11 protein-coding genes are annotated in these 13,327 nt (G+C 35.2%); 4 read left to right on the forward strand and 7 right to left on the reverse strand.

Annotated elements, in window-relative coordinates; translation table 11 throughout:
* Positions 1-23 precede the first annotated feature (23 nt).
* Together EGI05_RS02845 and EGI05_RS02850 are read left to right on the forward strand one after the other, a co-directional pair.
* The gene (locus tag EGI05_RS02845) at positions 24-2,219 is read left to right on the forward strand and encodes a B12-binding domain-containing radical SAM protein (RefSeq protein WP_123261550.1); all 2,196 of its coding nucleotides are present in this window, start codon (positions 24-26) and stop codon (positions 2,217-2,219) included.
* A 104-nt stretch (positions 2,220-2,323) separates the two neighbouring features.
* Positions 2,324-3,073 carry a COG4705 family protein gene (locus EGI05_RS02850; RefSeq protein WP_185144949.1) on the forward strand — a complete coding sequence of 250 codons (750 nt, stop codon included), beginning with the start codon at positions 2,324-2,326 and terminating at the stop codon, positions 3,071-3,073.
* Between the two features lie 26 nt (positions 3,074-3,099).
* Here the strand turns inward: EGI05_RS02850 and EGI05_RS02855 are convergent, their stop codons facing one another.
* From EGI05_RS02855 to atpD, 3 genes are all read right to left on the reverse strand, one after another.
* Complete coding sequence (locus EGI05_RS02855) at positions 3,100-3,921, reverse strand: hypothetical protein (protein WP_123261551.1); 822 nt, start codon at positions 3,919-3,921, stop codon at positions 3,100-3,102.
* A gap of 80 nt (positions 3,922-4,001) precedes the next feature.
* Positions 4,002-4,283, reverse strand: a complete 282-nt coding sequence (locus tag EGI05_RS02860) for a FoF1 ATP synthase subunit delta/epsilon (RefSeq protein WP_123261552.1) — start codon at positions 4,281-4,283, stop codon at positions 4,002-4,004.
* A 48-nt stretch (positions 4,284-4,331) separates the two neighbouring features.
* Positions 4,332-5,840 carry a F0F1 ATP synthase subunit beta gene (gene atpD / locus EGI05_RS02865; protein ID WP_123261553.1) on the reverse strand — a complete coding sequence of 503 codons (1,509 nt, stop codon included), beginning with the start codon at positions 5,838-5,840 and terminating at the stop codon, positions 4,332-4,334.
* A gap of 206 nt (positions 5,841-6,046) precedes the next feature.
* Between atpD and EGI05_RS02870 the strand changes: the two genes are divergently transcribed.
* On the forward strand, positions 6,047-6,967 hold the full coding sequence (locus tag EGI05_RS02870) for a bifunctional riboflavin kinase/FAD synthetase (RefSeq protein WP_123261554.1): 921 nt from the start codon (positions 6,047-6,049) through the stop codon (positions 6,965-6,967).
* Between the two features lie 37 nt (positions 6,968-7,004).
* Here EGI05_RS02870 and EGI05_RS02875 read toward each other — a convergent pair whose 3' ends face one another.
* Both EGI05_RS02875 and EGI05_RS02880 read right to left on the reverse strand, forming a co-directional pair.
* On the reverse strand, positions 7,005-10,742 hold the full coding sequence (locus EGI05_RS02875) for a DUF3857 domain-containing protein (RefSeq protein ID WP_123261555.1): 3,738 nt from the start codon (positions 10,740-10,742) through the stop codon (positions 7,005-7,007).
* 8 nt (positions 10,743-10,750) lie between these two features.
* Positions 10,751-11,104, reverse strand: coding sequence for an MmcQ/YjbR family DNA-binding protein (locus EGI05_RS02880; RefSeq protein WP_123261556.1), 354 nt, complete (start codon positions 11,102-11,104; stop codon positions 10,751-10,753).
* 101 nt (positions 11,105-11,205) lie between these two features.
* On the opposite strand from EGI05_RS02880, the gene EGI05_RS02885 reads away from it, so the two are divergent.
* On the forward strand, positions 11,206-11,862 hold the full coding sequence (locus tag EGI05_RS02885; RefSeq protein ID WP_123261557.1) for an NAD(P)H-binding protein: 657 nt from the start codon (positions 11,206-11,208) through the stop codon (positions 11,860-11,862).
* Between the two features lie 22 nt (positions 11,863-11,884).
* Here the strand turns inward: EGI05_RS02885 and EGI05_RS02890 are convergent, their stop codons facing one another.
* Positions 11,885-12,685 carry a tetratricopeptide repeat protein gene (locus EGI05_RS02890; RefSeq protein ID WP_123261558.1) on the reverse strand — a complete coding sequence of 267 codons (801 nt, stop codon included), beginning with the start codon at positions 12,683-12,685 and terminating at the stop codon, positions 11,885-11,887.
* Between the two features lie 62 nt (positions 12,686-12,747).
* On the reverse strand, positions 12,748-13,323 hold the full coding sequence (locus EGI05_RS02895; RefSeq protein WP_123261559.1) for a glutathione peroxidase: 576 nt from the start codon (positions 13,321-13,323) through the stop codon (positions 12,748-12,750).
* Positions 13,324-13,327 lie beyond the last annotated feature (4 nt).

Raw genomic sequence — 13,327 nt, forward strand, 5'->3', positions numbered from 1 at the left:
ATAACTTTGCAAAAAATTTACTGTTGAAAGATCTGCTTCTTATCACTCCGCCATTTACTCAGCTGAATACCCCTTATCCCGCAACTGCTTATATTAAAGGTTTTCTGAAAACCAAAAATATATCCAGCTATCAGATGGATCTGGGAATTGAAGTGATCTTGAAACTATTTTCAACAGAAGGACTTCAGAAGGTTTTTAATACAAAAATTGATCTGAAAACGGTTTCGGAAAATTCTCAAAGAATTTTTGCTTTAAGGGAAGAATATCTTAAAACCATTGATCAGGTTATTTTCTTTCTCCAGGGAAAAAATCCAACCCTGGCAAGACAGATTTGCAGCATGAATTTTCTTCCGGAAGCTTCCCGCTTCAACCAACTGGATGATATGGAGTTTGCCTTCGGAAACATGGGGTTACAGGATAAAGCGAAACATCTGGCGACCTTATATTTAGAAGATTTATCTGATTATATTGTTGAACATATCGATCCTGATTTCGGATTCAGCCGATATGCGGAACGTTTAGGAAAAAGTGCCAATTCTTTTGATGAATTGTATTCAAAGCTTTCGGGCGAACCAACATTTATTGATCAGATCACTTTAAAAATTCTTCAGGAAAAACTGGATGTTATTCAACCTAAGCTGGTTTGTTTTTCCGTTCCTTTTCCCGGGAATTTATATTCCGGTTTTCGATGTGCACAATTGATTAAAGGACATTATCCTCATATTAAAACCGTTATGGGAGGAGGTTTCCCAAATACCGAACTCAGAGAAGTCAAAGATCCTAGAGTTTTTGAATTCTTTGATTTCATTACATTGGATGACGGAGAATTACCTATTGAACTACTTCATCAACATATCTGTCATTCCGAGCAAAAAGAAGAATCTCAATTCAAAAGAACTTTTTTAATTGAAGATCAAAAGGTTAGCTATAAAAATAATTCAAAAAAACACGATTATAAGCAGGCAGAAATCGGTACTCCCGATTATTCCGATCTGTTGTTAAACCAATACATTTCCGTTATTGAAATTGCCAATCCTATGCACAGTTTATGGAGTGACGGAAGATGGAATAAGCTTACCATGGCTCACGGATGTTATTGGGGAAAATGTACTTTTTGCGATATTTCTTTAGATTACATTAAAATCTACGAGCCGATTTCCGCTAAAATTCTGGTGGACAGGATGGAAGAACTCATTAAGACTACTGGAGAAACAGGCTTTCATTTTGTGGATGAAGCTGCTCCACCAGCCTTAATGAGAGAGGTTGCCCTGGAAATTCTGCGAAGAAAACTCGTCGTAACATGGTGGACGAATATCCGCTTTGAAAAAAGCTTTACGAGAGATCTGTGTTTCTTGCTAAAACTTTCAGGTTGTGTCGCCGTTTCGGGAGGTTTGGAAGTAGCAAGTGACCGATTATTAAAGCTAATTGATAAAGGTGTTTCCGTAGAACAGGTTGCCCAGGTAACAAGAAATTTTACAGAAGCAGGAATTATGGTGCATGCCTACCTGATGTATGGCTACCCTACCCAAACGGTTCAGGAAACGGTAGATTCTCTGGAAATGGTAAGGCAGATGTTTGAAATGGGAATTATGCAAAGTGCCTTTTGGCATCAGTTCGCCATGACGGCTCATTCGCCGGTAGGTTTGAATCCCGAAGAGTTTGGAGTTATTCCGGTGAAGCAGGAAATTCTGTTTGCCAACAATGACGTAGACTTTAAAGATAAAACAGGAATTGATCATAATAAGTTTAGTTTCGGATTAAGAAAATCTCTCTTCAATTATATGCACGGAATTAATTTTGAAATTCCTTTGCAGGATTGGTTTGATTTTAAAATTCCCCAAACGTCCATTCATCCGGATTACATTCATGATTGCCTTTTGGAAGAAGACCAGTTTAGCTTTAAGGGAAATTCAAAAATTATTTTCCCGGATAAAAACGTAATCGCTGAGAATTTCATAAAAACAAAAAAGAAAAACTCCTGGCCATATACGCGACTTACGTTCCATTTAAAAACAAACATCATAAATGTAGATCTGGAGCAGGAAAAAGCAGAATGGCTGATGAAAGTGCTTGCTGAACATTCTATAGAAAGCGAAAGAAAGATTACACTTCAGCAGCTTAAAGTTCAATTTGAAGAAAACCTTGAAGACTTTGAATTATTCTGGTTCTCAAAACCCATGCAACAACTGAAAGATAATGGAGTTATTCTTAGTCTATAAGTTATACTGGTTGAAAAGATTACTGATATAATTTTAATATTTTTTTAATTAAAATACAGATGATATGGAAATAGAATTGTATTCCTACTGTATATTAAAAAATCATGAACCAATTAGAAAAGCCCATTAATAAAGTTGCTGAAATTACCGGTTTATTTTGGGTAATGAAAATTATAGCAACGACTTTAGGTGAAACTTTGGGTGATTTTCTTTCAATGACACTTAATCTGGGATATGCAAAAGGGATTATTATTACTTTTCTTTTTTTCCTTTTGGTCTTATCGCTTCAATTAATCTCCAAGAAGTATGTTCCTGTTTTATATTGGTTGGTTATCATAGGAACAACCACCTTAGGAACAGAAATTTCGGATTTTATTGATAGAAGCCTACACTTGGGATATGCTGCAGGAAGTATTTTACTGATTCTTTGCTTATTGACCACCCTGTACGTATGGTTTAATAAATTTAAAAATCTTGAATATTATCCCATCTCTGAAAGAATTAAAGAATTTTATTTCTGGACTGCAGTTTTATTCTCCAACAGTTTGGGAACTGCTTTTGGAGATTTTTTAAATGACAATTTAGGATTGAGTTATCTGCAAGGTGCTTTGATCTGTGGCTGCATTATTATAGCAGTGATACTACTTCACTATTATACGAAGATTAATCACGTGCTTTTATTTTGGATCGCTTTTATTTTTACAAGACCTTTTGGTGCAACTTTTGGGGATTTCCTTACCAAACCTTTAGCGAAGGGAGGATTAGATCTCGGAACTCTCAATGCCTCCCTTATTTCTATTCTGATTATGATCATACTGATCTCGATTTCTCACAAAAAACTGAAACCAGCCTAAAGCTAATCAAAGATCCATGAAATTCTTTACTTATCAGTACCTTCTTTTGTAACAGGGCCAGTTGTTAATTTACCCTGAAGTTTAATAAAATTCGGGTCCATGATCGCCATTCTTTCTGCAATAGCCTTGTATGTTGGAAATTTCAAGAGTGAAGCTCTTCCGGACATTTCCCTGTAAATGGTAAAAACTTTTCCGCCTGCTGTTTTTAATTGTTTCGTAGTGGTGATGTATCTGCCAATATATTTGCTGTTGGCATCATAGATTTCAATATCCACAAAAGTCTTGTCGGTGATGGTATCCTCAGAACCAAAACTCACCGGCAAATTGGTAAAATAGCCTACAGGCTTACCGTTGCTTAATATTTCTCCTACATTATTGACGGTAATATTCAGTTTATCAATTTTACTTCTGACTGAATAGGCTTCTTTTGTTTTGGTGTCTAAATTCCTTTTAGGGGATTTAGAAAAAAGTTCATCCAAATTCTTGATATTGATTCCTTTATTATCAATGATCTTTAAGCCTTTAACAGAGGTATATACTGCTGACTTTTCTTCTCCTGAAAATGCAGAAGGAGAAATATAATCCAACTCCAGAGTTTTATCTTTATTATAAATTCTATTAATTCTGATGTAACTGTCACGTACAGAGTCCACTATACTCTTGTCAATAAATTCCATCGTGTAAATGGGAGTTTCCTTGAGATCCATGAAAGTATATTCATTGGATTTATTGGAAATTTTTGCGACATGAATCCCATCTATGGTTATGATTCCTCTTTTGGTTTTAATATTTTGAGCATTGAGGAGAATACCCAATATTGTAAAGAATATGATTGTACTTTTCTTCATAAAATCAGACTTTTACATTACATAAAAAAAAGTGTAACAAAGTTACACTTTCTTGAAAATATATTTAGCTTTTCATTTAATTATTCACAAAGGATAATTCCTTTATTATGATTAAATTCTACAACACCACTTTTGATGTAATAAGAGAAAACAGAATCTTTCTCATTTTCTTTGGTAAAGTGTTTAGCATATGCTTCATCTATAGAGTTCACATATAATTTTACTTTGCCACCTACTAAAGAAGATACAATTCCCGCGTGGTTTTGCATGATGTGGAATTCACCCTTTTTTCCCGGCAGTAATACTGAACTTACTTCTCCTTCAAAAACTACGTATTCTGGTGTTAAAATTTTTATATTCATTTTTTATAGGCTTTAGGCTTTAAGCTTTAGGCATAAAGCATTAAAAAATTAAGCGTTTTCAGCTAACATTTTTTGTCCAGCTTCGATAGCTTCTTCGATAGTTCCTTTCAAGTTGAAAGCAGCTTCTGGTAAGTGGTCTAATTCACCATTGATGATCATGTTGAATCCTTTGATGGTATCTTTGATGTCTACCAAAGCTCCCGGAATACCTGTAAACTGTTCCGCTACGTGGAATGGCTGAGATAAGAATCTCTGAACTTTTCTTGCACGATAAACTACTAATTTATCTTCTTCAGAAAGTTCTTCCATACCTAAGATCGCGATGATATCTTGTAACGCTTTATATCTTTGAAGAATTTCTTTTACTCTTTGAGCACAGTCATAATGTTCATCTCCGATAATTTCAGGAGCCAGGATTCTTGAAGTAGAATCTAGTGGATCTACCGCTGGATAGATACCTAATGAAGCAATTTTTCTGGAAAGTACCGTAGTTGCATCCAAGTGAGCAAACGTAGTTGCAGGAGCCGGGTCAGTTAAGTCATCCGCAGGCACATATACTGCCTGTACTGAAGTAATAGATCCGTTTTTGGTAGAAGTAATTCTTTCCTGCATCGCTCCCATTTCAGAAGCAAGAGTTGGTTGGTAACCTACCGCAGATGGCATACGACCAAGAAGTGCAGATACCTCAGAACCAGCCTGTGTAAAACGGAAGATGTTGTCTACGAAGAAAAGTACGTCTCTACCTTGTCCGCTCTCTCCACCGTCTCTGTAGTACTCAGCTAATGTAAGACCAGAAAGGGCAACTCTAGCTCTCGCACCTGGCGGCTCGTTCATCTGTCCGAAAACGAAAGCAGCTTTAGAATCTTTCATTACTTCTAAATCTACTTTAGAAAGATCCCAACCTCCATTTTCCATAGAGTGCATGAAATCATCACCATATTTGATAATTCCTGATTCCAACATCTCTCTCAAAAGGTCATTTCCTTCTCTCGTTCTTTCACCTACTCCGGCGAATACAGAAAGACCACCGTGCCCTTTTGCAATATTGTTAATCAACTCCTGGATCAATACGGTTTTACCTACACCCGCACCACCGAACAAACCAATTTTACCTCCTTTTGCATAAGGCTCGATAAGGTCGATTACTTTGATACCTGTATATAAAACTTCAGCAGAAGTTGAAAGTTGATCAAATTTCGGAGCTTCTCTGTGGATAGGAAGACCTCCTTCTTTAGAAACATTTTGAAGTCCATCAATAGCATCACCAACAACGTTGAAAAGTCTTCCGTTCACTTCATCACCGATTGGCATGGTAATAGGGTTTCCGTACCCGATTACTTCCTGACCTCTCTGAAGACCATCAGTTGCATCCATTGCGATACATCTTACTGTATCTTCACCAATATGTTGTTCTACTTCTAAGACTAATTTTTCACCGTTTCCTTTTGGAATTTCTAACGCGTCATAAATGTTTGGAAGTGCCTCCACTTCTGTAAAAACTACGTCGATTACCGGACCAATAATTTGAGAAATTTTTCCTTTAATTTGGTTTGCCATTGCTAAATTTTTTCTTGGTGCAAATATAGTGAAACTTCACAAACCCGCAATTGGTAAAAAAAAGATTTTTATCATACTTTTTGCAAAATTTACCCATGAAAGAGTTTGCCAATCTAACAATCATTTCAAGGCATCAATATTGGTAAACTGTCATATTGATACATTGTTACATTATCTCTATATTTGCACTCAAATTTTTTTCCGTTTTGAAAGTTTTCAAGAATTTTAATGATTATTCTTCCCAGAAGTCTCTAGCATTATCTTTAGGTATGTTCGACGGGGTGCATCTTGGACATAAATGTATTATTGATGAACTGATAAAAGTAGGCACAGAAAACCATCTGGAAACTGCTGTTCTTACATTTTGGCCCCATCCGCGGTTTGTTTTCAATCCCAATGAAGATCTCAAGTTACTCAATACATTAGATGAAAAGACTTTATTGATGGAAAAATATGGCATCAATAATTTATTTTTAAAGGAATTTGACGAGGAATTCAGGAATCTTACAGGAGAGGAATTCGTACGGCAGATCCTTGTTGAAAAACTGAATGTAAAATACCTTATTATAGGATATGATCATTCTTTCGGAAAAAACAAGAGCGGAAACTTCGAATTACTTCAGAAATTATCCAAAGAACTGGGGTTTGAAGTAGAACAAATGGAAGCCATTAATATTCATGAAAATAATGTAAGTTCCACCAAAATAAGAAATGCCCTTTTAACAGGTAAAATCAAAGAGGCTAATGAAATGCTGGGTTACTCCTACTCTGTTTCCGGAACTGTATCCCATGGAAAGAAGATCGGAAGAACAATAGGCTATCCTACCGCTAATATTGAAACAGAATCTATTAAACTTCTGCCCAAAAAAGGGGCTTATATTGTTGAAGTATTTGTAAAAGGACAGCAATATAAAGGAATGCTGAGCGTTGGAACTAACCCTACAGTGAATGGAGATAAATTAACCGTTGAAGTTTATATCCTTGATTTCAACCAAGATATTTACGATGAAAAGATTACTGTGAAATTCAGAGATTTTTTACACGAAGAAATCAAATTTGAAGGTCTTGAAAAGCTGATCGAAAGGCTTGATGAAGATAAAAGATTAACAGAAGAATTTAATTTTTAAATAAAAATGCTTATCAATTTGATAAGCATTTTCTTTGTTATTTATACCCTAAAATCTGGTTTTCAGAATTAATAGCTTCCTCTACGAATTTTTTAAATTCAGGATATTGTTCTTTTTTAATATTATCCCAAGGTGTAATAGCGGTTCTTGTGATTTTCAGCCTGTTATTTTTCTGCAATTCGTAATTGACCGCATATTTAAAATTGTTGTAAGCCAATATCTTATTCTCCGGAATTTCAATAAACTTCATGGTTTCAGGAATATTCAGATATACTTCTTCTACATATTCATTCTGTCTTTCATATTTAGTGTATTGAATATCCGTATTTCTGTTTTCCGTAGCAATAATTTCTTTGGTAAAAGGTTTCGTTACAAAAGGAATTTTCATGATTTTGAGGCTTCCCACTGACTGCGGCTTGTCATTCACATTAAACTGAATTTCATATGCCAATGGTTTTACCGTAAGATCTTTACCTTCTAACAGTTTTATGGCTTTCACGCTGATCACTTTATCCAGAACGGAACCGTATTGCTCTTCCATAGCCTTTTTACGGAATTCTTCCGTTTGCTCAGGTTGAAAAAAGTCATTAAAATAGCTCTTTGTCTCTCCCATCACATATTGCTTAGTCAGGAAGTTCTGGTTGTCTCCGTTCACGGTTACCTCACTGATCGTTTTGTACACGGACCTTGTATTGTTATCAACCGGAATTTCTATTAAATTGGCAGATCTGCCATTAATTACTAATGCTTTTGCTTTATAATTGGATTTTACCGTTGCATTGAAAGGAAGATATTTATCCGTCATTTCGAGATAAGTGTCCTTACCATCAAGGTTCACTTTAACAATACAATGATTAAAATTCAGGTTCGGTAACAACAATAATTGAGGAGAGTTGTTATTAGTTTGAACCAGAACGAGATTGGATTTTAAACCAGCCTGGTTTCCTAAGATCACAAATAGTGTGGAAAGATCCTTACAGTCACCTAATTTGGTTACTAATGTTTTGGACGGTTTTTGTGGAATATACCCACTTTGACGGAAGTCCACCGAGCTATAGGTTACATTCTTCTCAATATAGTTATAGATCTTTTCTGCTTTTTCAGTGTCTGACAGTCCAGCTACTCCCTGTGGAAATATTTCTTTGAATGCCTTATCCACTACCTTATCAGAAACCAGGCTCTTTTTCGTCACATCAGCATACCAATTGGCAATTTCCTGCCATGTTTTGATGGAATTGGCCGTTACTGAAATCGTGGCATCATAAAAACTCGGACCATAGTATTCTTCTAAATCCAGTTCCGGGAGATCATTCAGCTTCCAGGTCTGGAACAACTTGTTTCCTGATTTCTTTTTGGAAGAATTGATCTCTTTATTGTTATTCTTCACCTGATAACTCATGTTTTCAGGAGTGATCACCGTAAAAATAGACTCTACTACTGGATATTCCGAATTGAAATAAGAACTTAAATTAAAATCTTTATAAAACCTCCCACCACTTCTTTCCAGGTTTTCTTTCTGGATCAGAATAACATCACCGATCGCCAGGTTGGTAAATACGATCTGATCGGAAGATTGCTCACCTGGAATGATATTTCCATCTGGTTTTATGATCTCAGATTTCAGGACATCATCATTATAATTGATGTAATATTCTTTCATTTCCTCGATTCCTTTATCAGAGGTAATTTCATAGGCATAAGTGCTTCTTTTTTTCAACCCTCCTTCCGGATAGATATTGGCAATATATTCGTCCAGAAGCACGGTAACTCCTTTTTTCCCTTTGGTTCCTTTGTTCCTTCTGTCGGCAATAAGCTTATAAAGGTCTTTTATAGCCGTCTGATCGATCTCATCTTCTGTTTGATCCAGATCTCTCACCAGCTTATGCATATCTTCATTTTCCGTATTGTGAGACAGGGCAAGCTTGGCAAATTTTACAGCTTCTGCTTTTTTATTCTGCTTGGCCAGGTTTTCAGCCTTTTCAGCAAGCAAAGTATAAGAATATGGGAAATTGCCTAATGCATCTTCCACTTCTTTCATAATTTCCTGGTTCTGGGCATGATCTTCTAATAAACCTATATACTGGCTTCTGAAAGTATTGATTGAAGGATATAGTTCTATGTATTTTTTCAGGATCTTTTTCTGATCTTCTACCCTGTTGGCTTTCTGATAATAGCTGAACAACATTTCCATCACATCCGGACTTAATCTTTTTTCATAAGCTTCTTCGAATTTCTTAATAGTAACGCTTTGATCTTTTTTATCAAAATCTTCCAATGGAGTAAATACGGCGAAGAATTTCTCATTCACTCCGTAATTTTTCTTCAGATTGTTGATGTGGGATTTTACTTTATCTATATCCCTGTTTCTCATCGCTATGATTACATCAAAAAATTCTGACATATTCTTCGCTTTGGTTTTGGCTAATACATCTCTGTATTTTTCAATGTCTTTTATGGATGCATTTTCAAATTTATCCCAATCACTCATTTTCATGATAGGAACAAGGAAATACTCGGAATCATTAAGCTCAATATTTTTAAATACTTCAGAAACTTTCTCCGTATCTTCAATATTGTTATAATAATTGGTTAGCAATCCCTGTACGAGAGAGGATTTTGGATATGTTTTCAGGAAATCATCAATCAGTTCTTTAGCCTGCTCATTCTGGTAATTACTCAAATAACCAGACGTTAAAAGGTACTTATAAAAAAAACTGTTAGGATTCTGCTTGATTTTTTCTTTAAAAAATGTCTCATATCGCAATGGAATTTCTTTAGGCTGTAACTGAGCCAAAGTACTTTTCTGATAGCTTTGATAGGTGTCAAAATATTTCAGGTCAGTTACTCTTTGATAATTGGTATCAAAAGGAACAACCATAAAAGCGTTTCTGGAACTCTTTGCATCAAACTTCAGGAGAAGCCTGTTAATACCTTTAGGAAGAGTAACTTCTACCAAATGAGAACCAAGATTGGTGTATCCTTCATTGGTACTTGACAGAATCTCTGTATCATTAAGGAATAACCTGAATTCTGCATTGGTATCCACCTCTAAAAGAATTTTCTTCTCTGCAGGATTTTCTATGAAAGACTGGGCATAGACAATCCCTCTTCCGTATTCCAGCTCGTTGATAAAAAATTCAAAGCCGTCGTTAGAAGGATATTTTCTGTTATACCACCCTACATTTCCAAAACTGTTTGCATTAAAGAGCTTGTCATTATTAGCATATGTTTCGGGTTCATATTCATTATATAATCCACTGCCGTTAAGATTTTCAAACACTCCGGCAAACTGCCATTTATCAATTCTTCTGATCTTATCTATTGCTCTATCGGCTTCCTGAGAATTATTTCTCCTCCTATCTAAAACTGCTTTAACTTCAAGGATAGTAGGTGAATTCCCATAAAGTGCATCCTGTGCAAGAAGATCTATTTTTTTGTATGAATATTCATCCAATCCTCCGTCTTCATTATCACCTAACACAAATTTCTTTTTTAAAATAGGGTAAAGATAGGTTTCTTCCGGCTTAAGGGTAATAAAGTTTTTAACGAACGTTTCATCAAAAATCAGCTCTCCGCTTTCCTCCTCAATCAGAGCATCCAGGAAAAGGGACTCAATATCTTTTGATTTATGGTCTTTCAAATTTTTATCATAAAAGTTCCTGGCTTCTACTCTCTTGTTGTTCAGCAACAGCTCCCAGGTTTTCATCTGCTCTTTGGATTGTGCAAACGCGCTTACCGACAGGAAGTAGACTGCGGAAATTAATACTTTTCTCATGTATAATGCTATGAATTTAAAATTGTGTTTTGAATTTTCTTGGTCAGTGATTGAAATACCAGATCATAAGACTGATCGATAAGCTGTAGAATAAGCTCTTTTTTCAATCTATCCACCAGAACGGAGTTCCAGTGCGTTTTGTTCATATGATATGCTCCTGTGATCTGTGGATATCTTTCACGAAGTTCCGCACTCCATTCAGGATCGGTTTTTACGTTAATGGAAAGCGGCTGTTTTTCAAGAGGAATCAGTAAAAACATTTTCGTTCCTACCTTCATCACTAGTGTTTCACTATCAAAAGGAAACGTTTCAGTAACTCTTTTTTTAGCCAGGCAATAGTCTAAAATTTCATTTGTGTCCATGGTTATTGAATAACTGCAAATTTAAACTCCCAATATTATTAAAATTTTGTAAATTTAAAAGAGAAACTTGAATTTTATTTAATCAAAACCCCGAATTTGATATGAAAGCTCTCGTCATTGGTGCAACAGGTGCTACAGGAAAAGATTTGGTAAATCAACTACTCAACGATAAAGACTTTGAAGAAGTTGATATATTTGTGAGAAAACCTGTGAATATTCAGAATGATAAGCTAAAAGTACATGTTGTGAATTTCGAAAATCCTGCCTCTTGGAGGGATCTTGTAAAAGGTGATGTTGCATTTTCATGTTTAGGAACCACTTTAAAAGATGCCGGAAGCAAAGAAGCCCAAAGAAAAGTGGATTTCAATTATCAATATGAATTTGCCAAAGCTGCCAAAGAAAATGAAGTGGAAGATTATATTCTGGTTTCCGCCTATGGTGCGAATCCCAAATCTAAAATTTTCTATTCTAAAATGAAGGGTGAACTTGAAGAGGCCGTAAAAGGATTACATTTTAATAAGATCACGATCTTCAAACCCGGAATGCTGGAAAGAAAAGATTCTGAACGCGTTGGTGAGGTTTTAGGAAGCAGGATTATTAAATTTGCTAATAAACTGGGGCTTTTAGAGAGCCAGACTCCTTTACCTACTGATGTTTTGGCCAAAGCGATGATCAAATCTTCTAAAATAAAAAGTTACGGCTATTCGAGTATAAAACTGGGGAATATTTTTTGTTTTGCAGAAAAGAGTAATGAATAAAAAGGCCTCAATTGAGGCTTTTTTATTCAGGAAATTCTAATTTCAGAGGCTTTGAAATCTCTTCAATGATTCCTTTCTTATTTTTAATTTTTCTGTACGTTTTGTTTGCCTTTTTGATCAGGTCTTCATCATTTTTGCCTTTTCCTACTTTTATTTGAGCTAAAGCATATTGCGCCAAATAATTGTCCTCCTTTTTATAGCTGTTGTATACATCATCAAAATAAGGTAATGCAACAGTATAGTTTTCTTTAAAACTGTTCAGAACGCCAAACATATATTTTACATCGTCTTTAACGGTACTTGTTTTCCTATAGATTTCTTCGGCGGTTTTTAAATTCTCAAGACCATTATCATAATCTTTTAAAATCATTGAAGTATTAGCAATTCCATAATACCCTTCGGGATTATCCGGAAAATACTTTACCATTTCTTCATACTTTTTCCTCGCTTTATCTACCTGACCAAATCTCATAAACTGTATAGCCAGATTCTGCTTAAATATAGGAGCTCTGTTTTGAGCAAGACTATCTGCGGCATAATATAAGACTAAAGCTTCCTTGTGTAAATTCTGTAACCGCAAATAATATCCTGTTAAAAAATAGGCATCACAATACTTTTGATCTTGCTCAATTGCTTTAAATAGAACTTTTGTTACACCTCCATATAAAGTAGGAAAATTTAATCCCGTAATACCAGCATCAAACTTTTTCTTTGAATCTTCTTTCTCCGGGGTGCAATAATTTGTTTTCCCTAAAAAATAAGTGTCTTGTGAAAATCCCTTGATAGAAAGGATTAAAATAAAAATAGTTATCAGTTTTTTCATAATACTATAAAATAAAAAAGTGGATTTAAAACCCACTTGTAAAAATAAAAATTCTTTTTGCTTTATTTTAAATACTTGGTAATCGCTTCATCCGTAGGTTTTGTTGTACTTACGAAGGAATCAATCAATTTACCATTTTCATCCACTAAAAATTTGGTAAAGTTCCAAAGGATGGTTGTATTTTTTACTCCGTTCAAGTCTTTCTCCGTTAAATACTTAAAAATAGGCGCTGTATCATCCCCTTTTACCGAAACTTTTGCAGCCATAGGGAATGTTACTCCATAATTTTTCTGGCAGAACGCTCCAATTTCAGTATTGGTTCCCGGTTCCTGTCCGCCAAAATTATTAGCAGGGAAACCTACCACTACCAGTTTGTCTTTATGATCTTCATATACTTTTTCCAAATCGGCATACTGTGGGGTAAAGCCGCATTCGGAAGCTGTATTTACAATAAGGATTTTTTTTCCTTTAAAATCTGCAAAGTTAATTTCTTTGCCATCAAGGCTTTCTACTTTAAAGTCGTATATTGTTTTTCCCATAAGTTCGTTGGTTTTAGCTTTAGAGATCTCGCTTTTCTGATTGGTGCAGCTTTGTAAAAACGCTACAAAAGAAAGCAGTACTAAAAAAATCTTTTTCATATTT

The organism is Chryseobacterium daecheongense (assembly GCF_003729955.1).
GTDB classification, from domain to species: Bacteria; Bacteroidota; Bacteroidia; order Flavobacteriales; family Weeksellaceae; genus Chryseobacterium; species Chryseobacterium daecheongense.